Source organism: Pacificoceanicola algae (assembly GCF_049341065.1).
Taxonomy (GTDB): domain Bacteria; phylum Pseudomonadota; class Alphaproteobacteria; order Rhodobacterales; family Rhodobacteraceae; genus Pacificoceanicola.
Genome location: NZ_JBMPIX010000004.1, coordinates 17,682 through 40,095, shown reverse-complemented (window position 1 = coordinate 40,095; position 22,414 = coordinate 17,682). Strand labels below are relative to the sequence as shown.

At 58.3% G+C, this 22,414-nt stretch carries 25 protein-coding genes; 16 read left to right on the top strand and 9 right to left on the bottom strand.

The genetic code is table 11. The annotated features are described in order from the left end of the window. Position 1: 1 nt before the first annotated feature. On the top strand, positions 2-577 hold the full coding sequence (locus ACOYQJ_RS07320) for a DUF1285 domain-containing protein (protein WP_422905362.1): 576 nt from the start codon (positions 2-4) through the stop codon (positions 575-577). 46 nt (positions 578-623) lie between these two features. On the opposite strand, the gene ACOYQJ_RS07315 is transcribed toward ACOYQJ_RS07320, so the two are convergent. After that, on the bottom strand, positions 624-947 hold the full coding sequence (locus ACOYQJ_RS07315) for a darcynin family protein (protein ID WP_422905361.1): 324 nt from the start codon (positions 945-947) through the stop codon (positions 624-626). A gap of 96 nt (positions 948-1,043) precedes the next feature. Here ACOYQJ_RS07315 and ACOYQJ_RS07310 point away from each other — a divergent pair, with 96 nt between their 5' ends. Then, positions 1,044-1,676: a TetR/AcrR family transcriptional regulator gene (locus tag ACOYQJ_RS07310; RefSeq protein WP_422905360.1), complete on the top strand. Its 633-nt coding sequence runs from the start codon at positions 1,044-1,046 to the stop codon at positions 1,674-1,676. Here ACOYQJ_RS07310 and ACOYQJ_RS07305 read toward each other — a convergent pair. Continuing rightward, positions 1,655-2,473, bottom strand: coding sequence for a sulfotransferase family protein (locus ACOYQJ_RS07305; RefSeq protein WP_422905359.1), 819 nt, complete (start codon positions 2,471-2,473; stop codon positions 1,655-1,657). The two genes, ACOYQJ_RS07310 and ACOYQJ_RS07305, sit on opposite strands and share 22 nt — an antisense overlap. A gap of 142 nt (positions 2,474-2,615) precedes the next feature. Here ACOYQJ_RS07305 and ACOYQJ_RS07300 point away from each other — a divergent pair, with 142 nt between their 5' ends. Both ACOYQJ_RS07300 and ACOYQJ_RS07295 read left to right on the top strand, forming a co-directional pair. Then, positions 2,616-4,193, top strand: a complete 1,578-nt coding sequence (locus ACOYQJ_RS07300; RefSeq protein WP_422905358.1) for a DUF5928 domain-containing protein — start codon at positions 2,616-2,618, stop codon at positions 4,191-4,193. A 34-nt stretch (positions 4,194-4,227) separates the two neighbouring features. Then, on the top strand, positions 4,228-4,596 hold the full coding sequence (locus ACOYQJ_RS07295) for a histidine triad nucleotide-binding protein (RefSeq protein ID WP_422905357.1): 369 nt from the start codon (positions 4,228-4,230) through the stop codon (positions 4,594-4,596). Positions 4,597-4,721: 125 nt separating this feature from the next. Here the strand turns inward: ACOYQJ_RS07295 and ACOYQJ_RS07290 are convergent, their stop codons facing one another. Next, the gene (locus tag ACOYQJ_RS07290; protein ID WP_422905356.1) at positions 4,722-5,639 is read right to left on the bottom strand and encodes an ABC transporter ATP-binding protein; all 918 of its coding nucleotides are present in this window, start codon (positions 5,637-5,639) and stop codon (positions 4,722-4,724) included. Positions 5,640-5,716: 77 nt separating this feature from the next. Between ACOYQJ_RS07290 and ACOYQJ_RS07285 the strand changes: the two genes are divergently transcribed. Continuing rightward, complete coding sequence (locus ACOYQJ_RS07285; RefSeq protein WP_422905700.1) at positions 5,717-5,896, top strand: zinc-finger domain-containing protein; 180 nt, start codon at positions 5,717-5,719, stop codon at positions 5,894-5,896. Positions 5,897-6,038: 142 nt separating this feature from the next. Beyond that, positions 6,039-8,846, top strand: a complete 2,808-nt coding sequence (polA, locus tag ACOYQJ_RS07280) for a DNA polymerase I (RefSeq protein ID WP_422905355.1) — start codon at positions 6,039-6,041, stop codon at positions 8,844-8,846. Between the two features lie 8 nt (positions 8,847-8,854). On the opposite strand, the gene ACOYQJ_RS07275 is transcribed toward polA, so the two are convergent. From ACOYQJ_RS07275 to nth, 3 genes are all read right to left on the bottom strand, one after another. Continuing rightward, positions 8,855-10,042 (bottom strand): S8 family serine peptidase, encoded by a 1,188-nt coding sequence (locus tag ACOYQJ_RS07275; RefSeq protein WP_422905354.1) that lies wholly within the window; start codon positions 10,040-10,042, stop codon positions 8,855-8,857. Between the two features lie 94 nt (positions 10,043-10,136). Continuing rightward, positions 10,137-11,126, bottom strand: coding sequence for an adenosine kinase (locus tag ACOYQJ_RS07270; RefSeq protein ID WP_422905353.1), 990 nt, complete (start codon positions 11,124-11,126; stop codon positions 10,137-10,139). After that, positions 11,123-11,767, bottom strand: a complete 645-nt coding sequence (nth, locus tag ACOYQJ_RS07265; protein ID WP_422905352.1) for an endonuclease III — start codon at positions 11,765-11,767, stop codon at positions 11,123-11,125. Before nth ends, ACOYQJ_RS07270 begins: the two co-directional genes overlap by 4 nt. A 92-nt stretch (positions 11,768-11,859) precedes the next feature. On the opposite strand from nth, the gene ACOYQJ_RS07260 reads away from it, so the two are divergent. The 3 genes from ACOYQJ_RS07260 (at position 11,860) to ACOYQJ_RS07250 (ending at position 14,141) form a co-directional block, all read left to right on the top strand. Next, positions 11,860-12,696 (top strand): methylated-DNA--[protein]-cysteine S-methyltransferase, encoded by an 837-nt coding sequence (locus ACOYQJ_RS07260; RefSeq protein WP_422905351.1) that lies wholly within the window; start codon positions 11,860-11,862, stop codon positions 12,694-12,696. 126 nt (positions 12,697-12,822) lie between these two features. After that, positions 12,823-13,491, top strand: a complete 669-nt coding sequence (locus tag ACOYQJ_RS07255; RefSeq protein WP_422905350.1) for a YiaD family glycine zipper/OmpA-like lipoprotein — start codon at positions 12,823-12,825, stop codon at positions 13,489-13,491. A gap of 98 nt (positions 13,492-13,589) precedes the next feature. Beyond that, positions 13,590-14,141, top strand: a complete 552-nt coding sequence (locus ACOYQJ_RS07250) for an NADPH-dependent FMN reductase (protein WP_422905349.1) — start codon at positions 13,590-13,592, stop codon at positions 14,139-14,141. A gap of 62 nt (positions 14,142-14,203) precedes the next feature. Here ACOYQJ_RS07250 and ACOYQJ_RS07245 read toward each other — a convergent pair whose 3' ends face one another. Next, entirely contained in the window at positions 14,204-14,602 is a 399-nt protein-coding gene (locus ACOYQJ_RS07245; RefSeq protein WP_422905348.1) for a VOC family protein, read from the bottom strand. A 33-nt stretch (positions 14,603-14,635) separates the two neighbouring features. On the opposite strand from ACOYQJ_RS07245, the gene ACOYQJ_RS07240 reads away from it, so the two are divergent. Beyond that, positions 14,636-15,439, top strand: coding sequence for an HTD2 family dehydratase (locus ACOYQJ_RS07240; protein WP_422905347.1), 804 nt, complete (start codon positions 14,636-14,638; stop codon positions 15,437-15,439). 52 nt (positions 15,440-15,491) lie between these two features. Here ACOYQJ_RS07240 and ACOYQJ_RS07235 read toward each other — a convergent pair whose 3' ends face one another. After that, positions 15,492-16,181 carry a sugar transferase gene (locus ACOYQJ_RS07235; protein WP_422905346.1) on the bottom strand — a complete coding sequence of 230 codons (690 nt, stop codon included), beginning with the start codon at positions 16,179-16,181 and terminating at the stop codon, positions 15,492-15,494. Between the two features lie 919 nt (positions 16,182-17,100). Here ACOYQJ_RS07235 and ACOYQJ_RS07230 point away from each other — a divergent pair. From ACOYQJ_RS07230 to ACOYQJ_RS07205, 6 genes are all read left to right on the top strand, one after another. Continuing rightward, positions 17,101-17,715 (top strand): ribonuclease D, encoded by a 615-nt coding sequence (locus tag ACOYQJ_RS07230; RefSeq protein WP_422905345.1) that lies wholly within the window; start codon positions 17,101-17,103, stop codon positions 17,713-17,715. Between the two features lie 19 nt (positions 17,716-17,734). Beyond that, entirely contained in the window at positions 17,735-18,334 is a 600-nt protein-coding gene (gene lptC, locus ACOYQJ_RS07225) for an LPS export ABC transporter periplasmic protein LptC (protein ID WP_422905344.1), read from the top strand. 14 nt (positions 18,335-18,348) lie between these two features. Beyond that, the gene (lptA, locus tag ACOYQJ_RS07220; RefSeq protein WP_422905343.1) at positions 18,349-18,840 is read left to right on the top strand and encodes a lipopolysaccharide transport periplasmic protein LptA; all 492 of its coding nucleotides are present in this window, start codon (positions 18,349-18,351) and stop codon (positions 18,838-18,840) included. Then, positions 18,840-19,598: an LPS export ABC transporter ATP-binding protein gene (gene lptB / locus ACOYQJ_RS07215; protein WP_422905342.1), complete on the top strand. Its 759-nt coding sequence runs from the start codon at positions 18,840-18,842 to the stop codon at positions 19,596-19,598. Before lptA ends, lptB begins: the two co-directional genes overlap by 1 nt. Before the next feature lie 258 nt (positions 19,599-19,856). Beyond that, the gene (hpf, locus tag ACOYQJ_RS07210) at positions 19,857-20,420 is read left to right on the top strand and encodes a ribosome hibernation-promoting factor, HPF/YfiA family (RefSeq protein ID WP_422905699.1); all 564 of its coding nucleotides are present in this window, start codon (positions 19,857-19,859) and stop codon (positions 20,418-20,420) included. A gap of 60 nt (positions 20,421-20,480) precedes the next feature. Further along, positions 20,481-20,945, top strand: coding sequence for a PTS sugar transporter subunit IIA (locus ACOYQJ_RS07205; protein WP_422905341.1), 465 nt, complete (start codon positions 20,481-20,483; stop codon positions 20,943-20,945). A 34-nt stretch (positions 20,946-20,979) separates the two neighbouring features. Here ACOYQJ_RS07205 and ACOYQJ_RS07200 read toward each other — a convergent pair whose 3' ends face one another. Further along, a complete protein-coding gene (locus tag ACOYQJ_RS07200) occupies positions 20,980-22,410 on the bottom strand; it encodes a nodulation protein NodH (RefSeq protein WP_422905340.1) in 1,431 nt (476 codons plus the stop codon). Positions 22,411-22,414 lie beyond the last annotated feature (4 nt).

Sequence of the window (22,414 nt, the reverse complement as noted above, 5' to 3'; positions counted from 1 at the left end):
TATGAGCGGACAAAATGTCGTGACCCCATCTGCCGAAGGCATTGCAGCCTCGGCCCGCTCGGCCAAAGGCAAGGGCCTGCCGCCTGTGCACAAATGGAACCCGCCGTTCTGCGGTGATCTGGACATGCGCATCGCGCGCGACGGGACTTGGTTCTATCTGGGAACGCCGATTGGCCGGTTCGAACTGGTGAAACTTTTTTCAAGCATTCTGCGGAAGGACGGGGACAAGTATTTCCTTGTGACGCCGGTTGAAAAGGTTGGCATTACCGTCGACGATGCGCCCTTCGTCGCCGTGGATTTTGAAGCTGCTGGCGAAGGCAAAGCGCAACGCCTGACCTTTGAGACCCATGTCGGCGATTACGCGCTTGCCGGTCCCGACCATCCTATCCGGGTTGACCGTGATCCCGGAACCGGCGAGCCGTCGCCCTATATCCATATCCGTGCCGATCTTGAGGCGCTGATTGACCGGAAAAGCTTTTACCGTCTGATCGATTTGGGCGTGCATCACGAGGATTGGTTCGGTCTGTGGTCCGACGGTGAATTCTTTCCGATTATTCCATCGGCCGAACTGCCGTGATCTGAGTAATTGCTCATTTGCGGGTTGGGCGACGCGTTTGCGTGCCTTACCTCCCGCCCTCCGCGAACTGGCGAAAGCCGTTTTCAATGCCTGGAAGGATGTCGATCAGCTCAAAATAGGGCACCGCGAACAGCGGGCTGTCTCGAAGGCGCTCCATCGCAAAGTAGAAACCTTGCAGATCCGTGGTTTCGACCACGGCCATGTCGCTGCACCGGGCAGTGAAGGCTTCGCAATCATACAAACGAAGAGCGCCGCATGCCGCGAGGCCCGAGCTTGCCATGGCCTTTTCAGCAATGTCGTCGCGGTCAGAGCGGGGCAAGGCGAGCCAAGCTGGCAGGGCGCGCAGCAGGATAAATATGGTTATGGTCACCGGGAATTTCCTTGATTTGTTGACTGGTGTTGGCATGATCTGAGGAATTGCTCAGGTTTCAAACTCGCATTCCTCATGGCTGTCGATCCTCCTCTCATGCCTCGCAAAACACCGCTCCAAAGCCGGTCGCGCGCCTCGTATGAGGCGATCGTGACCGCGGCGGCTCAGGTTTTGGAGCATGGCGGAATGGCGGCGCTGACCACCAATTTGGTGGCCGAGCGGGCCGGGGTCAGTATCGGATCGCTTTATCAGTATTTTCCGAACAAGGACGCCATAGCAGCCGAATTGGTGCGCCGCCAAATGGCTCAGATGCGCGAAGATATTGCTGACGCGATGCGGCGCTGTGACGGGAAGGATTTGCAGGCAACTGTCTGGATTATCCTCAAAGCCTCGATCCGGCACCATGCAAGGGCGCCAAAACTGTCGCGGATTCTTGAAGAGGCCGAGAAAACCCTGCCCTTGGATGGAGAAACGCGGCAGTCAAAGGCATTGGTCCACGCGCAACTGACCGAGGTTCTGTCCAATCACTACGTGCCCGAGCCCGAGACCGCAGCCACCGATCTGTCCGGCATGACGGCGGGCATGGTCCACGCCGCGCTGGCAGCTGGCGAAACCGACACGGATGCTCTGGCCGAGCGCGCCTATCGCGCGGTCTGCGGATATCTGGACTTGCCCTTGCCAAAGCGGGACGCGGACGAGTTGCCTGATCAGTCGCCCAGTTTGGCGTGAATCTCGTCCAGATCAATCGGCCCGATGGGCATCTTGTTCCCCGGGTTGTCGAAGTCGTATTTGAACAGCGCAAAATCCCGGTGATAGATTTCCTTCATAAGGTGCATCGACAGATCGTCGAAATAGTCTTCGACCGGGTGGAGACGCTTGGGGCCGTGGCCTTCGGATTCGTTAAAGCGCGGAATGTTCGCGAGATCGACCTGATGCGGCGTTTGGATGCTGTCCAGAACCTGTTGCATGCCGTCGTTGAACTGCTCGGTCCAGAATATTTTGTTATAGCGCCCGCCATTCACGATAAAGGTGCTGACGTGCCCTGACATGGCGCTCCAATGGATGTCAGGCTCCATCGGACGCCGCCAGCGAATGGTGTCGCGGGTGAACAGCAAAAAGCGGCGAAAGCTTTTGATCTGGTCAAACTCATCCTTACCGTCCTTGCCGCCAACCTCGATCCCGTATTTCTGGATCAACAAAGGCACAAGGTTGCCGCGGTAGCGTTTGCCATTGCGCTGAATACCGCAAATCTTGTCGAAAAACGAGGATAAGATCCGGGTGTAGGGATTGCGGACACAGGTAAAAGTATAAGATGTGCGCGTCTTTACGTTGGCCTTGATCGCCGGCTGGCTTTCTTCGATGGCCCATTTGTGCATGCCTTCGGTGGCATCGTGGATGTCACCGTCGAAAAATTCGCCGTGATCCGAATAATACATGATCTGACCGATGGTCGAACAGGCACATTTGGGCACAACTCTGTAAACAACACTCTGACTTTCTGTCATCCAAGTGCCTGGGAACCCCATGAACACCCCTCCAAACGATCTGCTTTACTCTCGATCTGAGACGAAATTCCCTTAAAAAAAGCAAAGAAAGCAGGTTTATTCAACGCACGTTCACCCTTATCACATAAACAATCTGGCAAAAGTAGGGCGGCTCGTTTCCGGAATGGCAAAAATTGCCTTCATTCTTTTGTGTCACAAAGATCCTGACGCCATCATCAAGCAGGCGCAGAGTTTGACGGCCGTGGGCGACTATATGTCGATCCATTTCGACGGCCGTGCGCCAAATGCGGCCTACCGGAAAATCCGTGCGGCGCTGGCAGACAATCCCAACGTGACCTTTGCCAAGAAGCGGATCAAATGCGGTTGGGGCGAATGGAGCTTGGTTCAGGCGACGCTGCACGCGGTTGAGGCGGCGGTCGAACGCTTTCCTCGCGCGACGCATTTTTACATGCTGTCTGGTGATTGCATGGCGATCAAATCAGCCGAATACGCGCATGAATTTCTGGACCGGCGTGATTGCGACTACATTGAAAGCTTTGATTATTTTCAGTCGGAGTGGATCAAGACTGGCTGGAAAGAAGAACGTCTGATCTATCGCCACTGGTTCAACGAACGCAGCCAGAAACGGCGGTTTTATACGATGTTCGAAACCCAGCGGCGTCTGGGCTTGACGCGGAAGATCCCCGAAGATCTTGAAGTGATGATCGGCAGCCAATGGTGGTGCCTGCGCCGTCGGACGATCGAGTGGATCCTTGATTTCACCCGCAAGCGCCGCGATGTGATGAAATTCTTCCGGACCACCTGGATTCCGGATGAGACATTTTTTCAGACGCTCGTGCGGCATCTGGTGCCCGCACATGAAATCGACAGCAGGACGCTGACCTTTTTGATGTTCTCGGATTACGGGATGCCGGTGACGTTTTACAACGATCACTACGATCTGTTGCTGAGTCAGGATTTCCTGTTCGCCCGCAAGATCAGCCCCGATGCGACGGAACTGCGCCGACGATTGGGGGTGCTCTATGCCTCGGAAGGGGTGCGGTTCCAGATTTCGAACGAAGGGCGGTCGCTGTACAAATTCCTGACCGAAAAGGGCCGGATCGGGCGGAGGTTTGCCTCTCGGTTCTGGGAAAAGGAAAGCTCGCTGGGGCGAGAACGCGAACTATTGATCGTGGTGTGCAAGAAGTGGCACGTGGCCAAGCGTCTGCTGGAACGTGTGCGTTTGATGACCAACATCCCTTGCATCGAATACCTGTTCAATGAAGAGGCTTGCCCGCTGCCTGACCTTGGCGGAATTCAGTCCACGATGGGCAAGAGGCACCGGCATCGGCGGGCGCTGATGCGGATGCTCTACGACTATTACGAGACGGATCGGCTGATTGTGTGCATCGACCCCGCGAACCTTGATCTGCTGGAGGATTTCGGGCGGGACAGGTCAGTGACGCGCATGATCGAGATCGAGTGTCTGTTTTCGGATGAATACCTGATTGGCCACGCCAAACGTGTCGGGCTGGCTGGCGAACGCACGCCCCGCGAAACGCTTGAGCGGTTGTTGCCGACAGTGCGCAATGACATGATCCACGAAAGCGACCAGATCCGGGACGCGCATTTTGACAACTTCCTGCGCATTCGCGAAGCCGATGCGCCCGAAGTGAATGCGCGGGCGCTGGCCGAGTTTCTGACGATTTCGGACGAGAAGGCGATGGAACTCGCGAAGACAGATTATCTATATGCTGACTAGGGCCCGAAACGGCGGCCGAAAATTGAGGACTGACATGGGTTACGCTTACGACGACCAGAATATCTTTGCCAAAATCTTGCGTGGGGAGATCCCGAACAGCACGGTGCTGGAGACCGAGCATTCGTTGGCTTTTCGTGATATCCGACCGCAAGCGCCGACCCATGTTCTGGTGATCCCCAAGGGCGCATATGTCTGTTTCGACCACTTCGCTCAGGAGGCCACGGAGGCGGAGATTGTCGATTATGTCCGCGCGGTGGGAGACGTCTGCAAGATGGAAGGCGTGGCCGAGAATGGCTGGCGCCTGATCTCGAATGCGGGCGAGAATGGCGTGCAAGAAGTGCCGCATTTACATGTGCACGTGCTTGCCGGGCGCAATCTTGGCCGGATGTTGAGCCGGGGTTAATCCAAAGGGGCGTCTGCGGCGCACAGGAGATTTCGTTAACGGCCTGCGGCTCTAGCCTCGGGGGTCGGGGGCTCTGCCCCCAGCGCCTTTGGCGCTCCCCCGGGATATTTTGGGACCAATGAAGCCTATCTGCTCCGCGTCAGCGAGAGGAACACATCCTCAAGGTCGGCCTGTTCGGTGCGGACGTCGCGGATTCGGATGCCAGCGGCACGCACCGCGCCGAGGACCTCTTCGGCTGAGGTTCGTGCCGCGTGGTAGCTAAGCGCGAGGGTGCCGTCTTCGCGGGTTTCGACAGTGATCCCGGAGGCCTCTGGTAGCGTGGCGGGGTGAGAATCTGGCTGGATGACCATGGTCTTGGCGTCGAGTTGGCCAAGTAAGTTCTTTGTGCTGTCACGCGCAACAAGGTCGCCGTGGTTGATGATGGCGATTTCGTCGCACATTTCCTCAGCCTCTTCGAGGTAGTGGGTTGTCAGGATGATGGTCATGCCGCGGTCGCGGTTCAGCTTGCGGACGTTGTTCCACAGCATCTGACGCAGCTCGATATCAACACCGGCGGTGGGTTCATCCAGCACCAGGACTTGCGGGCTGTGGACAAGGGCCTTGGCCAGCAGAAGACGACGGCGCATGCCGCCGGAAAGCGTGCGGGCGTAGGCCTCGGCCTTGTCGGTCAGGCCAACCATTTCGAGGATTTCCGCGGTGAGGCGCTGGGATTTGGGCACGCCATAGAGCCCTGCCTGCACTTCGAGTGCGCCGCGCGGGGTGAAAAAGGGATCAAGGTTGAGTTCCTGTGGCATGACACCGATGGCGGCGCGGCTTTGGCGTGGGTTCTGATCCTGATCCCACCCCCAGATTTCGACCTGTCCGGCGCTTTTTGTCACAAGTCCGGCGAGGATGTTGATCATCGTCGATTTGCCTGCGCCGTTCGGGCCGAGCAACCCAAAGACCGAGCCTGCGGGAACCGACAGATCAATGCCTTTGAGCGCCTGTTTACCGCCTTCGTATGTTTTCTTCAGACCGGATATGCGGATTGCGTCTTGCGTCATGCTCTGTCTCTTGCCCCTGCTTGGCTCTTGGCCCATAACGCAGGTAGTGCAAAGCCAGTGAAAAGGGAATGCGTTCCATGACCATCGAGGCGCCCGAAACGAAGATCGTTGACAGCAACCGTATCGCCTGTGACGGCGGTGAAGGGGCTTTGGGGCACCCGCGCGTCTGGTTGCAGATCCCCGAGCAGGTCGGCTTTGTTGAATGCCCGTATTGCGACGCGAAATACGTGCACAAGGATTTTGAAGGCAAGGTTTGATCCTGCCTTCTGCGGCCGTTGATCCAGGCGCTGTTTCTTTCAAGACTCCGATAGCCTGAGGCAGGGTGTCGAAATCCGTCTCTGGCAACGGATGCCGGATCATGGCAAACCATCCCCCGAACAGCACTTCGGGAGAGCGAGCATGGCGGGCAATTTTGGCAAGGGATGCCATCTGCATCTGATCGACGGATCGGCCTTTATCTTTCGTGCATTCCACGCGCTTCCGCCGCTGACGCGCAAATCTGACGGACTGCCGATCGGCGCAGTTTCCGGCTTCTGCAACATGTTGCAGCGATATATCGACGGCAACAACGGCTCGGACGCGCCGACCCATGTGGCGGTGATTTTCGACAAGGGCAGCCACACCTTCCGCAATGATATGTACGATCAGTACAAGGCCAACCGCGAGGCCATGCCAGAAGACCTGCGGCCGCAGATTCCGCTGACGCGTGAAGCGACCAAGGCCTTTAACATTGCTTGCGAAGAGCTTGAAGGTTTTGAAGCGGACGACATCATGGCAACGCTTGCGCGGCAGGCGCGCGAGGCGGGCGGGCGCGTGACGATTCTGTCTTCGGACAAGGACCTGATGCAATTGGTCGGCGGCGGTGTTGAGATGCTGGACCCGATGAAGAACAAGCTGATCGACCGCGAAGGGGTCGAGGAAAAGTTTGGCGTTGGGCCTGAACGCGTGGTCGATGTGCAGGCTTTGGCCGGCGACAGCGTGGACAATGTGCCGGGCGCCCCGGGCATCGGGATCAAGACGGCGGCTTTGCTGATCAACGAATTTGGCTCGCTCGAAGAGCTTCTGGATCGGGCCGAAGAAATCAAGCAGCCCAAGCGGCGGCAGACTCTGATCGACAACCGCGCACAGATCGAACTGTCGAAAAGGCTCGTGCAGCTGGACGAAAACATGGAGCTGCCCTTTACGCTGGATGATCTTGAGGTGCGGGAACCGGTGCCTGAACAGCTGCTGGAATTCCTGACGAAAATGGAATTCCGCACCCTGACGAAACGCATTGCGGACAAGCTGGATGTCGAGGCCCCGGCCATGCCCGACACCGCCCCCGAGGGCGCCAACCCACCTGAAAAGGCGCCGGATTGGCCAGCGATCGACCCGTCAAAATACGAATGCGTCTCGGACATGAAGGCTTTGCAGCTCTGGATCGACAAGGCAAACGAGCGTGGCTATGTGGCCGTGGATACCGAGACGACGGGTCTGAACGAGATGGCCTGCGATCTGGTCGGCATTTCGCTAAGCGTCGAGCCGGGCGAGGCCTGCTATATCCCGCTGATCCACCGCGCAACCGCCACGGACGATCTGTTTGGCAGCGACGATCTGGCCGAAGGGCAGATCGGTCTGAACGCCGCGTTGGACGCGTTGAAACCCCTTCTGGAAGATCCGGCCGTTCTGAAAATCGGTCAGAACATGAAATACGACGCCAAGATCTTTGCTCGTTACGGCGTGAATATTGCGCCGATCGACGACACCATGCTGATGTCCTACGCGATGAACGCCGGGCTGCATGGGCATGGCATGGACACCCTGTCCGAACGCTATCTGAGCCATACGCCGATCCCGATCAAAGACCTGCTCGGCAGCGGCAAAAAGCAGATCACTTTTGACAGGGTCCCGCTGGACGAGGCGGTGAAATATGCCGCCGAGGATGCAGATGTTACTTTGCGCCTGTGGAAGACCTTCAAGCCGCAGTTGCACCTGCAGCATGTGACCCGTGTTTACGAGGGGTTGGAGCGGCCTTTGGTTCCCGTTCTGAAAGACATGGAAATGGCCGGGATCAAAGTGGATCGCGAAGTTCTGAGCCGCATGTCGAACGCCTTTGCCCAGAAAATGGCCGGACTGGAAGCCGAGATTCACGAATTGGCTGGTGAGAAATTCAACATTGGCTCACCCAAGCAGCTTGGGGAAATCCTGTTCGACAAGATGGCGCTTGAGGGGGGCAAGAAAGGCAAGACCGGAGCCTATGCCACAGGGGCCGACATTCTCGAAGACCTTGCCACCGAACACGACCTGCCTGCACGGGTGCTGGACTGGCGGCAGTTGTCAAAGCTGAAATCTACGTACACCGATGCGCTGCAAGAGCACATCAACAAGGAAACCGGGCGGGTACATACCTCGTACTCGATCGCCGGGGCGAACACCGGGCGACTGGCCTCCAACGATCCGAACCTGCAGAACATTCCTGTCCGGTCCGAGGAAGGGCGGCGCATCCGCGAAGCGTTTGTGGCCGAAGAAGGCAAGGTGCTGGTGAGCCTCGACTATTCCCAGATCGAACTGCGCATTCTGGCGCATATGGCGGACATCCCCGCCCTGAAAGAAGCGTTCCTCGAGGGGCAAGACATCCACGCCATGACCGCGTCCGAGATGTTCAATGTGCCGATGGGGGAGATGACCCCGGACATCCGCCGTCAGGCCAAGGCCATCAACTTTGGCGTGATCTACGGCATTTCGGGCTTTGGTCTTGCCCGAAATCTGCGCATTCCGAGGGCCGAGGCGCAGGGTTTCATAGATCGCTATTTCGAACGCTTCCCTGGCATCAAGGCTTATATGGACGACACCATCGAGTTCGCCAAAGAACATAAGCGGGTAGAAACCCTGTTTGGCCGGGTGATCCACACGCCCGAGATCGCTGCCAAAGGCCCGCGCGCAGGCTTTGCCAAACGCGCGGCGATCAATGCGCCGATTCAGGGCACAGCGGCGGATATCATCCGACGTGCCATGGTTCGGATGCCTGAGGCCATAGCGGGACTACCCGCCAAGATGCTGCTTCAAGTGCATGACGAATTGATCTTTGAGGTCGAAAAGGCCGCGGTCGATGACCTGGTTGGCGCCGCGCGCGAAATCATGCAGGGCGCGGCCGAGCCTGTGGTGAAACTGGACGTTCCGCTGATCGTGGATGCAGGCCAAGGCGCCAACTGGGCCGAGGCGCACTGAACTGGGCGTTATTCCAAGGTGCTGCGCGGCGCCTGGATCAAGCCTTGGCCGCGTTCAAACAAGGTCAGGTGCGGCGATAATCCATCGGTTGTTGCCGCGCTGACCAAATTGGTTGCGAGGGTCTGTGCATTCACTTTTTGACCGGTTTCCCGCATATGCTCAGCCCACAAGGCGGCCACGCCCAAACCGTGGGCCAAGGCCATTGAACTGCCGTTCATGCTGCGGACACCGTCGCCTGCGCTGGCCGAGACAATGCCAACCCCGGGTGCCATCAGGGATGGGCCGATGTTGCTGAACGGGGCTGGCGAAAAGCCGGCGCTACCAGGGCCCAGCGCACCGATGGTCAAAACGCCGCGTGCCGCCGACGGCGCAGCGGGTCCGGTTTCAAATTCCGGCGATATGGTACGCAGACAATCGTTGCCGATGGCCCCCATCACCAGTGGGCGGGTCGCAGGGTCCATCATACCCAGCAGATTTTCGAAAATCCGAAGGTTGCCGCGATAGGCATGAACCGCTGCCATAGTCGCCAGCGTCATCGGATAGCCATTGGCTGTGAGCATCTCGATATGGGCGGCGGTGTCGAAGGCCAGTGAAAACCCGATGACATCGGCCTTTTGATCCCGGGCCCACAGCAGCGCACGCAGAAAATCTTCTGACCGTCCATGGCCGCTGTCTGTCAGTGCCTTGCCAACCAACAGCGACGTGACGCCGCGCGCCACCCCGATGCGCATCCCGCCCATATCGCGCCCCAGAACCGTGCCTGCGACATGTGTGCCATGGCCGTTGGCGTCTTCGATACCGGTGCCAGCATAATCGCGTGTCATCGGTGTAATTTTGGCAAAAGCAGGGTGTTGGGTGTCTATCCCTGTGTCGAGCAGCGCGATTCGCGCCCCCTTGCCGGTGTACTGAGTCCGATCCGCACCGATGGCGCTTTGCCCCCATCCCGGCACCAACTCGTCGGCCCGCAACTCGTCCATTGGCTCGGGCGCCAGCAGCCTGGTCGGAACGACGGGTGACACACCAAGGAAAGACGGATCTTTTTCAATCTCATCAACATACTTGGGCGAGAGTTCTACGGTCGTAATCTCAGGCTCGGCCGGTTCATCCGGACGGGTGGGTTCTATCGCGTTCAGCGATGGAACGGCAGGTCTGCGCCAGTTGCCCGACCTGTCGCGGAGGACAATGAAACGGGTCAAAAAATGCTCCGATAAAAATACCTTACATGAGAGGCTACTCTTGACGATCGGCTACGGGAAGAGAAGTTTCGTTAATGGTGCGTGAAAAACGGCGCTAAATCAGGCCCTTCTGACGAAAGAGCGCTTGCATGTTTGCCTCGGGACGCGGACCCATATGGCTGATCACCTCGGTGGCTGCGACACAGCCCATGCGCCCGGCCAATTCCATGTCGGCGCCCGTTGCCAAACCGTAAAGGAAGCCCGCGGCAAACTGATCGCCCGCACCGGTGGCATCGACAGGAACAATTTTTTCCACGGGAATGTCGGTGCGTGTGCCCTCGCGAATGATGGTCACGCCATCGCCCGAACGTGTGCACACCACCAAGGGGCAGATGTCCGAAACCGCTTTCAAGTCTCCATCCAGATCGTCGTTTTGATACAGCGATCGGATCTCGGCCTCGTTGCCGATGACATAGTCCATTTCGTTGGCGATCAGGGTCAGAAAATCGCCGCGGTGCCGCTCGACGCAGAAGGGGTCGGAAATGGCGATGCCGGCAAGGCCACCGGCAGCGCGGCAGGTGCGCGCAGCGCGAAGGAAGGCGTCTTTGCCTTTGTCCTTGTCGAATAGATAGCCCTCAAGGAAAACGATCTCGGCCTGTTTGGTTACGTCTTCGTCGACGTCATCCGGCCCCAGTTCCGCAGAAATCCCGAGGTATGTATTCATCGAGCGTTCGCCATCGGGCGAGACAAAGATCATGCTGCGCGAGGTCGGCAATTCGCCGCCCTCGACCGGCGCGTTGACGAAATCGATCCCCTCTTTGGTCATGGCATCGGCGTAGAAATGGCCCAGAGCGTCGTCATGTACGCGACCGATAAAGGCGGTGGGCAGGCCCAGCGTGCCAACCCCGGCAATGGTATTGGCGACCGAGCCGCCCGGCGTCTGAACCCGGCCTTCCATCGCGGCATACAGTGTCTGGCCCCGATCCTGTTCGACCAGTTGCATGATGCCCTTTTCGATCCCCATCAGGTTCAGGAAGGTATCCTCGGCGCGCGAAATCACATCGACCACGGCGTTGCCGATGCCCACAACCTTGTATTTCTTCATAACGTTTTGTCCTCAAATTGGCATAGGTCACTTATCAGGCAAGCCTTGCATTTTGGTTTGCGCGCAACGCAGATATAGCGCCCGTGAAGGATCAGCCAGTGATGCGCGTGCTGTTGGAAATCTACTGGAATATTGTCTTCGATCGCGCGTTCGACGGCGACCACGTCTTTGCCCGGGCAGATGCCCGAGCGGTTTCCGACACGAAAGATATGCGTGTCCACGGCCTGCGCCGGATAGTGCCACCACATGTTCAACACGACGTTGGCTGTCTTGCGACCCACGCCCGGCAGGCTTTCCAGCGCGGCGCGGGAGCAGGGCACCTCAGAGCCGTAATCGTCGACCAGAATGCGCGACAGCTTGATGACGTTCTTGGCCTTGTTGCGGTACAGGCCGATCGTCTTGATATGCTCGATCACACCGTCTTCGCCCAGCGCCAGCATCTTTTCCGGCGTGTCCGCAATCTTGAACAGTTTTTCCGTGGCCTTGTTCACCCCCGCGTCGGTCGCCTGGGCAGACAGCGCCACCGCCACCACCAAGGTATAGGCGTTGACGTGGTTCAGCTCGCCCTTGGGTTCGGGTTCGGACTGCTGAAAGCGGGTAAAGATCTCGCGGATCGTATGATAATCAAGCTGCTTGGCCATATCAGCGGTTATGCCCCGCAGTATCGGGATGCGCAATATTCGGGTCGTTATACAAGGTGTTGCCGGATAAACCTGTGGTAAAGGAGATGACCATGCCTGACGATCAAGGATATCATTACAACGTCATGCGCCGCGCCATTGATGCGGTTGATGTTCTGGGCCCGCAAGCCACGCTCGAAGATCTGGCCCGCGAAATCGGCATGAGTCCGGCGCATTTTCAACGCTTGTTCAGCAAATGGGCTGGGGTGTCGCCGAAGCGCTACCAACAGTATCTGACGCTGGGCCATGCCAAATCGCTTCTGCAACAGCGGTTTACGACGCTTGAAACTGCGCATGAAACCGGGCTTTCCGGCGGTGGGCGCTTGCACGATCTGTTCCTGAGGTGGGAGGCAATGAGCCCCGGCGACTATGCCCGCGCCGGTGCCGGGATGGTGATTTATTGGGGCTGGTTCGAAAGCCCCTTCGGCCCGGCTTTGGTCATGGGCACCGACAAGGGCATTTGCGGCATCGGCTTTGCCGCCGAAACCACGGCCGACGAGACGATGGAGGATCTGGTCGGCCGGTGGCCCAAGGCCGAGTACGTCGAAAACCCCATGCGCCTGCGTCCTTGGGTTCTGAACGCCTTTGGGGTGAAACAGGACGGACCCTTGCCGCTTTACCTGATCGGGGCGCCATTCCAGATCAAGGTCTGGGAAGCGTTGATGCAGATCCCGTCGGGGCATGTAACAACCTATTCTGAAATTGCCGAAGCGATACAGCATCCCAAGGCCGTGCGCGCCGTCGGAACCGCCGTTGGGCGTAACCCGATCAGCTATCTGATCCCGTGTCACCGCGCGCTGCGCAAATCTGGTGGACTTGGCGGCTATCATTGGGGGCTGCCCGTCAAGCGCGCCATTCTCGCATGGGAGGCGGCGCGGGAAGACGCCTAGCGCCTCTGCATGCGCGGAGCTTCGCCGATTTCCCCGTGACATGCGTGCGGGAACAACCCATGTTATTGTATATCAAAAGTGAAAGACCCCATGAAGTCGGGGCGACTAACATAAGAGGCACGCAATATGATCCGGGCAAAATTCCCGATTCTTCTGGCCGCTGTGGCATCCCTTGGCTTAAGCGCCTGCACCACCGGTCCCATGTTCGATCAAAACGATCCCAACCGTCAGGCCAAGCAAGGCGCGTTGATCGGTGCTGGCCTTGGCGCCATTACCGGCCGTCTGGCTGGCGGCAGCGATGTCGGCGAGCGTAACCGCGCAACCGTGGCCGGCGCGCTTGTCGGCGCAGCGGCAGGTGCTGCCATCGGCAACCAGCTCGACAAGCAAGAGGCTGAACTGCGCCAGCAGCTTGGACCGAACACGACGATCCGCAACACCGGCGACCGTCTGATCGTGACCATGCCGCAGGACATCCTGTTCGCAACCGACAGCGCACAGCTGCGCCCCGCTCTGGTGGCCGATCTGCGCGACGTCGGGGCCAGCCTGCTGGCCTATCCGAACACTACGGCTCAGGTCATCGGCCACACCGACAGCGATGGTGACGCGGCTTACAACCTGAACCTTTCGCAGCGCCGTGCACAGTCGGTTGCCAATGTCCTGATCTCGGAAGGTGTTCCGGGCAGCCGTATCTCGGTTATTGGCCGCGGCGAGGATCAGCCGATCGCGTCGAACCTGACCGCGGAAGGCAAGGCGCAGAACCGCCGGGTCGAGATCGTGATCTACCCCAACAGCTGATCTGCGCATTTTCGCACAGGGCTTCACACAACGCCGCGGCTTGCCGCGGCGTTGTTGCGTTGTAGGTACTTACAGCAACGCGAGCATGGAGTGCACAGATGAGCGAATTGAAATTGGTAGGCATCAGTGGGTCGCTGCGCAAAGCGTCCACCAATCGGCTGCTTTTGCAGGAAGCAGCGCGACGTTTCGGCGAGGCGAGCTTTGTTGAAGGCAACATTCGTTTTCCTCTGTTCGATCAGGACCTACAGGAAGAAAACGGCATCCCGCCCGAGGTGCAGGCTTTGGCGGATCAGATCGCCGAAGCGGATGCGGTGATCGTTGCCAGCCCGGAATACAACAAGGGGATTACTGGCGCGCTCAAGAATGCGTTGGATTGGATCAGCCGGACAGAGGGCAACCCTTGGCGGGACAAGCCCGTGGCCATCGTTTCGGCAGCGGCGGGGCGTGCCGGAGGCGAGAGATCGCAGAACATGGCCCGCTTGGTCCTGTCCCCTTTCCGCCCGCGCCTGTTGACCGGGCCGGAGGTCACGGTCGCCCAGACGGCGCAACAATGGGATGATCAGGGCCGGTTGACCAACGAGCTTGGGATCAAGCTATTGGATGAGTTGATGGGTGAGTTGCGCCGAGAAGCGCTTAGGATGCGCGGCTGACCGAGGCGCAGCGCGGGCGCCAGCCCCCGCAGCGCTGGAATTTCGCGGACCAATTAAGGGTATCAGGCCGGGTTTGAAATCTCGATCAGATTGCCATCAGGATCGCGCAGGTAGATCGACAGAATAGGCCCTGTGGCACCAGTGCGGTGCACGGGGCCTTCTTCGATGGAAACGCCATTTTCAGAGAGGTGGTTTTGCCATTCGGCGATTGGTGCGTCCGAAAGAAGGCAAAGGTCGGCAGAGCCGGGCCTTGGATTGCTGGCCTTTGGGTCGAATTCTTGCCCGGCTTGGTGAAGATTGATCTTTTGCGCACCGAATTTGAGCGCCCAGCGGGTGCTGCCGTCGGCGGGGGTGAAAGTTTCGGGCGTCATCCCCATGATGCTTTGGTAGAAATCGCAGGTTTTCCTGATGTTTGCGACGGTCAGAACAAGATGATCGAGGGACTGGACGGCGATGGGCATGGCTGGAATAGTCCGGCAAATAGGAGAAAGCCCATGCAGGATGCGCCTTTGGCCAAGCAGCGTCAAACCGACCTTATGGATCCCGCACGTGCCAGAGCGTTTCAGGTTGCGATAGGCGACGCTCCGGACATTGAAGCTGGCAGCCCTTTGCCGCCGTTCTTTCACCAGCTGTATTTCTGGGTGCCCCAGCCCCCGGAAGGTCTGGGCCGCGACGGGCATCCGCGTGTTGGCCAGGGGCTGATCCCTGATCTGGGGTTGCCACGGCGGATGTGGGCCGGAGGTGCGTTGACGTTTCATGCGCCGCTGCGCGCCGGGGAGACTGCGGAAAAGGTCAGCACAGTTGTGAAGGTCGACAAGAAAGTTGGGCGGACGGGCGCATTGGGGTTTGTCACCCTGCGCCATGAGGTGTCTCAGGCCGGGCAGCTTTGCGTGACCGAGTTGCATGATTTGGTCTATCGCGAAGATCCTGACCCCAATGCCCCGCGTTCTGTTCCGCCACAGGCACGAAGCGATGAGCAGCAAACCGAAGAGGCGAAATTTGATTCAACGCTGCTGTTTCGGTATTCTGCGCTGACATTCAACGGCCACCGTATCCATTATGACTTGGACTATGCGCGCGATGTCGAAGGGTATGACGGGCTTGTGGTGCACGGGCCCCTGCTGGCGCAAAAGCTGATGTTAATGGCATCGAAAACCGCTCCGCTCAGAAGCTTCCGTTTTCGGGCCACTGCCCCGCTTTTGCATTTCGAGACGGCAACGTTTTGCCAGAATGGCACCGACATGTGGGTGCGCGGGCCCGACGGGCGGCAGTGCATGCACGCGCAGATCGAGATATGAAGAGACCCCGCCAGATGGCGAGGCCTCTTTCTTTGGCGAGAGAGAAAGTGATTCAGCAGCCGGTGCCTTTGAGCACGACCTTGACGGTGCGCAGCAGCACGGCGAGGTCGGTGCTGAACGACAGTTTGCGCAGGTAGTCGGTGTCAAATCCGGCGCGCTCGGCAAAGCTGGATTCGTTGCGGACCGAGGTCTGCCAGAAACCAGTGATGCCCGGACGCAGCGCGTAATATGCGGTGCCGGGGTACAGGTCTTGCTGGTTGACCATCATCGGGCGCGGCCCGACAAGCGACATGTCGCCGCGCAGGACGTTCCACAACTGGGGCAGTTCGTCCAGCGAAGTCTTTCGGATGAGGCGGCCGACGCGCGTGATGCGTGGGTCGTTCTTCAGCTTCTGGTCGCGATTCCATTCGGCGCGGGCCTCGGGATTTGCGGAAAGATGCGCCTCAAGCAGGGCGTCGGCGTTCGGCACCATCGAGCGCAATTTCCACATATAAAAGATGCGTCCGTTTCGGCCCACGCGCTTTTGGAAATACAAAGGCGATGCGCCGTCGCTTGCAATGAGAAGTGCCAGCGGGATCATGATGAGCAGAACAGGAAAGGCGACAAAAGCTATCAAGGCGACGTCGAGAATGCGCTTCAGATGGTCACGATACACTGCCGGACGCGGCCGCGAAAGAAGGGCTTCGTCAATCAGGGTCTCGATACTTGCCGTGGGCAGCGGCTGGCGAAGATGCAATGTCAAGATGACCTCCTAAGTCATTCGAGACGGAGCGTGGTGAGCGCTGATCAAATTTGCAGGCAAAAGAATATTATTCACCGCAGAAGCGATGTTGAAATCTTGCGCCGAAATTTGGCTTTGATGTACTACCCGAAAACCGATCGGATAAAACTCAGCAGACTAACCATTACTCCCAAGTGGAAGCACCAACCCCCAAGTGCCGTATTGCGCGAATTCAGACCAAATTGTGTCCTTATCGCTCGACTTCCACTTTATGCCCTTGAGTGGCCTCCACCGTCAACAAAGGGTTTCGGGCGCACTTTATGGTTGAAACGTCTTCTTTTATTGGGCTTCTTGAGGGTTATCAGGCATACGTGACGTATCGGCGCGAATTTTCCCCGGATCTTTCGGGCGATTGAGATTGGCGCAGCGACAATACTCCACATCCTGCTCTGGAGGCCGTGTGCCCTTTGGTGACAATGGAGGCGCTATTGTTTCCCTATCGTCGACGATCCGGGAAAAAGAGGTCAACCGTTTGGCGAATTGGCGGTGCGTAGATAGCGAAACCTGCGTTCCTAGCCAAAACGGGAAACAGTAGGTTCTTGAGGGAGTTAGCGACCCGCCAGCGAATTTTTTGCAATGCAAAGCCTCTGTGGTACCTGGAGTATGCCAGTCGGGAACAGAAAAGTTTTAAGGAAATTGGAACAATTAACAGGCGAGTGCCGACGCTCACGAAATGTTACACGCCCATCATTTGCGTGATCGAATGTGTCCGAATCAAGGCGCGCTCACGCCATATTTTGGCCCACATCCGCCCGAATCGCGCCACATTTAAGATAACTGCCGTCGAAATGTGGCGGACCCGGACGGTGAGCAGAGTTGAATGCGGCTCTGCCTGCGGATATGTGCTGCAGGTCTGAACCGGGCAGCGAAAGGGTAGCTTATGGCCAATCATCTTTATCAGGGCGACCTGCCCGGCGATCTCGATCTGGGGTCTATGGTGGCGATCGACTGCGAGACGATGGGTCTGCACCCGCATCGGGACAGGCTTTGTGTCGTGCAACTGTCTGGCGGGGACGGCCATGCGCACTTGGTTCAGATCGCAAAAGGCCAGACCGAGGCGCCGAACCTTGCCCGCCTTTTGAAAGATCCCTCTATCCTCAAGCTGTTTCATTTTGGCCGGTTCGATATAGCTGCGATGTACAACGCTTTCGGCGCTTTGGCCGCGCCGGTTTATTGCACCAAGATCGCCAGCCGTCTGGTACGCACCTACACCGACCGCCACGGCCTCAAGGCTCTGACCCAAGAGCTGATCGGCGTCGATATCTCGAAGCAGCAGCAATCCAGCGATTGGGGGGCGGCGGAACTGAGCAAGGCGCAGATGGATTATGCCGCCTCAGACGTGCTGCATCTGCACCGGTTGCGCGATGTGCTGAACCAAATGCTCGAACGCGAAGGCCGGATGGACCTTGCGCAGGCCTGTTTTGATTTCCTGCCGACGCGCGCGATACTGGATCTCGAGGGTTGGCCGGAAACGGACATCTTCGCCCATGCCTGACGAAACGGGGGCATAGGCCATGGCGCGCGGCGACGGGCTGTATTCCCAAGTCATTGCTTGGTTGAAGATCCTGCTGCCTTTGGCCGCGCTGATCCTGCTGTCCACTCTGTTTCTTTTGTCGCGCAGCACTGAACAAGTTCTGGATATGCCTTTTGCCGAAGGCCTGCCCGGCGAAGGCGCCTCCCGCGAGCGGGTTGGGGCGCCCTATTACGCGGGCACCACGGAAAGAGGCGACATGCTGACAATGACCGCCAGCACGGCAACGCCAGAAGGCGACGGCGTGATCCGCGCAGAGGAGCTTGCTGCGCGGATGCGAATGAACGACGGCAGTGAAATTCTGCTGAACGCTTTGCATGCCACGCTGCGTGACAGCGACAAGATGGCGGTGATGGAAGGTGGCGTGACGATCGAAAGCTCGACCGGATATGTCCTGACGACCGAGACGCTGAATTCCGCCATCGACAAGATCGAGGCCGAAAGCGGTGGCCCGGTGCAGGGCGAGGGGCCTTTGGGTACAATTGAGGCAGGAAAGATGCGGATCGAAGCCGTCGGAGAGGATGGCGATGTGCAACTGCTTTTCACCGACGGGGTAAAGCTGATATACCTGCCACAAGATTGAAAGAGTGCTGCCAAATGATCAGACGTTTATTGCTTGCCCTTCTTGTTGCGGGGCTTCCCGTTATTTCCGCGGCTCAACAGGGCACTGAGGTCAAATTCGGCTCACTTCAACAAGATACCAAGGCCCCGGTCGAGGTCACGGCTGACTCTCTTGCGGTCAACCAAAAGGATGGAACGGCGCTTTATACCGGGAATGTCGTGATCGTTCAGGGCGACATGCGTCTGGCTGCGCCGCGCGTCTTGGTGGTCTACTCCGAAAGCCAGGGCCGGATTGACCGGCTCGAAGCCACCGGCGGCGTAACGCTTGTCAGCGGTGAAGAGGCCGCCGAGGCAGAACGCGCCGACTACAACATCAACGGTGGCACGGTCGTTATGTCGGGCAACGTGCTGCTGACGCAGGGGCCGAATGCGCTGACTTCGCAACAGATGGTGGTGAACCTTGATACCGGCGCGGCAACAATGTCGGGCCGGGTAAAGACGATACTTCAGCAGGGCGAGGACCAGTAATGGCCCGCCCCGACCTGACGGTAACCGAAGGGACCAGCGGTCTCAGGGTTAACCATTTGCGCAAAAGCTACCGCAAGAAAGTGGTGATCCGCGACGTGACTTTGCGTCTTGATCGCGGCGAAGTCGTTGCGCTGCTCGGGCCGAACGGATCAGGCAAGACTACGTCATTCTACGCCATTGCCGGATTGGTGAATCCAGATGCGGGCGAGGTTCTGATCGACGGGCGCGACGCCACATATCTGCCGATGTACCGCCGTGCGCGCTTGGGAATTGGCTATTTGCCGCAGGAAATGTCGATTTTCCGGGGGCTTAGCGTCGAAGACAACATCGCCTCGGTCTTGGATATTGTGGAAAAGGATCGGCACCGCCGCCGCGAACGGCTTGAAGAGTTGCTAGGCGAATTCTCTATTGAGCATCTGCGCCGTGCACCGGCTTTGGCCCTTTCGGGGGGCGAACGGCGCCGAGTTGAAATCGCGCGCTGTCTTGCCGCCGATCCCAAGTACCTGCTGCTGGATGAACCTTTCGCTGGCGTCGATCCAATCAGCGTCGGGGACATCCGGCACCTTGTGGCTGACCTGAAAAAGCGCGGCATCGGCGTGTTGATAACCGACCACAACGTGCGCGAAACGCTCGAAATCGTGGACCGGGCGTATATCCTGCACGACGGCAAGGTTTTGATGTCCGGCACCCCCGAAGAGGTGGTTCGGAACGAAAATGTCAGACGCGTTTACCTTGGCGACAGTTTCCGCATGGGCTGACGCGCCTTGGCGACAGGTTGTTTCTTGTTCACGCGTTCTTTTTACTCGGTTTCGATTGACAGCCGGGGGCATTCTCCTCTCAAATGAGGGTATGACACGCCGCTTTGCTGTATGGCTGAACGACAGATCCTTCACTTCTGGGGGCCAATGTTCGCAAACTGCGGCTTTGGCGTGTCTTCCCTGACCAGCAAACCAGACCAAGGGGCGTCCGCGCCTTGAACCGTCTTGTTTGCTGGTGAAAACAAAAAAGGACTCAACATGCGCTATCAGATTACGGGAAAGCAGATCGATATTGGCGAAGCCCTGCAGATTCATGTCAAGAATGAGCTGGGCACCGCGCTGGACAAGTATTCACAGCGACCGACCGACGCGACCATCATCTTTTCCAAAAGCGCTCATGAATATGTCTGCGAGACCGTTGTTCATCTTTCTACCGGATTGAACGCTTCGGCCAAAGCACATGCGACTGAAATTTACGGCGCTTTTGACAACTGCATTGAGAAAATGGACAAACAGCTGCGTCGCTACAAGCGCAGGTTGAAAGATCACCATAGGGACCGGACGGAACCCGTTGAACTTCTCGGGGCATCCTCGTATATCCTCGCTTCGGATGCGGACGTGGATGCAGAAGAACCTGAATCGCTGCAGCCAATCATTGTGGCCGAGATGGAAACCTCCATCCCGTCGCTGACCGTCGGTGAAGCGGTGATGCAAATGGAATTGGCCGGGGCTCCGGTCTTGGTGTTCCGAAACGAAAAGAAGGATGGCTTGAACGTCGTTTACCGACGCGAGGATGGCAATATCGGGTGGATTGATCCATAAATCCCGAATTAGCGGTCGCGTTAATAAAAAAGTAACGATGGTCGAGCAGACGGGCAGAGCATGAAATTTACAAACCTACTCAAACCCGAGGCCGTAAAGGTCGTCAGTGCGGTTTCCAGCAAGAAACGCCTGATGCACGATGTGGCCGATCTTGCCGGGGCAGCGCATGGCCTGCCCACCGGTGCGACCGTCGAAGCATTGATGGAGCGCGAGTCGCTTGGTCCAACAGGCGTGGGGCATGGCGTTGCTTTGCCCCATGCACGCATCGAAGGGCTGGATCAGGTGGTTGGCACCTTCATCCTTCTGGAAAAGCCGATTGATTTCGAAGCCGTGGATCGCCAGCCTGTCGATCTGATTTTTGCCCTTTTCGCCCCCGAAGAGGCGGGCGTTGAGCATCTCAAGGCGCTGGCCCTGGTGTCCCGCACCCTGCGTGAGGCAAATCTTTGCGCCAAACTGCGGGCCAATCCGGACGCCGCAACGCTTTACACGATCCTGACTGAGTCGGAGGCGGTCAAAGCCGCCTGACGCGAACAGGGCTTTTCGGAAAAGCCGAAACGCTCTAGGACCAGTCGTCGAAACCAAACATCACGTAGTCGCGCTGATAGGCCTCACGGCCCAGCGCCTCGATCTGGTCGTCATAGATTTCGGCCAGGGAAAAGGGCGCTTGGTTGGGCACCTGCCGGGGGTCGAGCGGCGCGGGATGACCGACCTGCATCGCGAGGGCGGGCAGATTTCCTTCCATCTCGTCTTCGCGAACAATCATGTCAGGCAGCGTATATTCCGCCATCCCCTGAATGCATTGCGCCTGCGTCGCCCAATGCCCATCGACGCGTACAGCGGTCTGCCCCTGAAGATTGGCTTTGACCCATGCCAGATAAGCCGTAAAGGCCGCGCGGTGGGCGGCCGCGTCATAGCTGGCGTCAGGCTCACCTTCGGGGATCGGCAGGTTATGGGCGCGGCGCAGGGTTTTGCGGATCCCGGCAAAACTGCCTTTTTTCGTGGTCAGGATCTTCGTGCAAAAGGCTTCGTGTGCGCGGGCCAGCGGGTGGCGCACTACGGTAAAGCTGCGATGCCCGGGACGCTCGCGCTTCCAGTTGCGCAGCGATCCTTGGGTGAACTTGCTGGGTAAATCCCCCTCTTGCACATCGTCCAGTTCGCACAGCCATTGTGTCACCGCCGCCTCGGGACCTGAGCGGATTGGCATATACAATAGCGCCGTCTTTGCAGCGGCAATGTAAGAGGGCACCACAGGCCCCCGACGTGGCTCGAAATTCGGAGTGCGAGACAAATTGAACTGATCCAGCTGCGCCAAGGCGTCTGCCATCTGCTCAAAGTTCTCAACCTTCTCAGACGTCGGCTCGGGGTTCTGCCGTTTCAGCGCGGTGTTCAGGCTGTCCAACCGCGAAGTCGCGCCGAGCCATCGGGCAAGGCCATTCATCACCTCGACATCCTGAAGGTCTTCGTAAGCGACGTAAAACGCGGTTTGCGCCGTGGTTTGCAGCGCCTTCATGATGGTCACCTGAAAGTCCTGTAAATCGGCCAGATGGGTCTTGAATTCGGCCGCGTCGAATTGCGCCTTGGCGTCCTTGCGGCGTTTGACGTTGGTCAGCTTCCATTGGCCCGTGGCCTGCGCAATCTTCTTACTGATATAGCTGTCAGCCGGGTTGCGCGTCAGGACGATCTTGGCGACACGCGGATCGGTCAGGAGTGCGTCAAGTATCCGCGGGTCATGATCGTGGAAATAGCGAAAACCGCCAATCCCGCCCGGGGTGCGTTCGCGGATCTGTTCCAATAGATTGATGGGCGCGCGATCCCGTTCATCCTGAGTAATGCCGAGTATATCCTCGGACTTGGGGTAGCCGATGAAGTGTGGATTGAACGCTTCGCCGTGGCAGGTGATCCCGTCAAAGGCGTTCAGGTTCGCCTCAAGGAAGTTGGACCCGGTGCGCATTTCGGCAAAGACAACGAAGCAGTCGAAACGGTCGGACATGTGG

Bases quoted from the DNA above. Each gene is read 5' to 3' on its own strand.
- ACOYQJ_RS07270 (WP_422905353.1), bottom strand. From the start codon at position 11,126: ATGAAGAAATACAAGGTTGTGGGCATCGGCAACGCCGTGGTCGATGTG.
- ACOYQJ_RS07310 (WP_422905360.1), top strand. From the start codon at position 1,044: ATGCCTCGCAAAACACCGCTCCAAAGCCGGTCGCGCGCCTCGTATGAG.
- ACOYQJ_RS07300 (WP_422905358.1), top strand. From the start codon at position 2,616: ATGGCAAAAATTGCCTTCATTCTTTTGTGTCACAAAGATCCTGACGCC.
- ACOYQJ_RS07250 (WP_422905349.1), top strand. From the start codon at position 13,590: ATGAGCGAATTGAAATTGGTAGGCATCAGTGGGTCGCTGCGCAAAGCG.
- ACOYQJ_RS07245 (WP_422905348.1), bottom strand. From the start codon at position 14,602: ATGCCCATCGCCGTCCAGTCCCTCGATCATCTTGTTCTGACCGTCGCA.
- ACOYQJ_RS07320 (WP_422905362.1), top strand. From the start codon at position 2: ATGAGCGGACAAAATGTCGTGACCCCATCTGCCGAAGGCATTGCAGCC.
- hpf (WP_422905699.1), top strand. From the start codon at position 19,857: ATGCGCTATCAGATTACGGGAAAGCAGATCGATATTGGCGAAGCCCTG.
- polA (WP_422905355.1), top strand. From the start codon at position 6,039: ATGGCGGGCAATTTTGGCAAGGGATGCCATCTGCATCTGATCGACGGA.
- lptC (WP_422905344.1), top strand. From the start codon at position 17,735: ATGGCGCGCGGCGACGGGCTGTATTCCCAAGTCATTGCTTGGTTGAAG.
- ACOYQJ_RS07295 (WP_422905357.1), top strand. From the start codon at position 4,228: ATGGGTTACGCTTACGACGACCAGAATATCTTTGCCAAAATCTTGCGT.
- ACOYQJ_RS07205 (WP_422905341.1), top strand. From the start codon at position 20,481: ATGAAATTTACAAACCTACTCAAACCCGAGGCCGTAAAGGTCGTCAGT.
- ACOYQJ_RS07240 (WP_422905347.1), top strand. From the start codon at position 14,636: ATGCAGGATGCGCCTTTGGCCAAGCAGCGTCAAACCGACCTTATGGAT.
- ACOYQJ_RS07200 (WP_422905340.1), bottom strand. From the start codon at position 22,410: ATGTCCGACCGTTTCGACTGCTTCGTTGTCTTTGCCGAAATGCGCACC.
- ACOYQJ_RS07260 (WP_422905351.1), top strand. From the start codon at position 11,860: ATGCCTGACGATCAAGGATATCATTACAACGTCATGCGCCGCGCCATT.
- ACOYQJ_RS07285 (WP_422905700.1), top strand. From the start codon at position 5,717: ATGACCATCGAGGCGCCCGAAACGAAGATCGTTGACAGCAACCGTATC.
- ACOYQJ_RS07230 (WP_422905345.1), top strand. From the start codon at position 17,101: ATGGCCAATCATCTTTATCAGGGCGACCTGCCCGGCGATCTCGATCTG.
- ACOYQJ_RS07305 (WP_422905359.1), bottom strand. From the start codon at position 2,473: ATGGGGTTCCCAGGCACTTGGATGACAGAAAGTCAGAGTGTTGTTTAC.
- ACOYQJ_RS07290 (WP_422905356.1), bottom strand. From the start codon at position 5,639: ATGACGCAAGACGCAATCCGCATATCCGGTCTGAAGAAAACATACGAA.
- lptA (WP_422905343.1), top strand. From the start codon at position 18,349: ATGATCAGACGTTTATTGCTTGCCCTTCTTGTTGCGGGGCTTCCCGTT.
- lptB (WP_422905342.1), top strand. From the start codon at position 18,840: ATGGCCCGCCCCGACCTGACGGTAACCGAAGGGACCAGCGGTCTCAGG.
- ACOYQJ_RS07255 (WP_422905350.1), top strand. From the start codon at position 12,823: ATGATCCGGGCAAAATTCCCGATTCTTCTGGCCGCTGTGGCATCCCTT.
- nth (WP_422905352.1), bottom strand. From the start codon at position 11,767: ATGGCCAAGCAGCTTGATTATCATACGATCCGCGAGATCTTTACCCGC.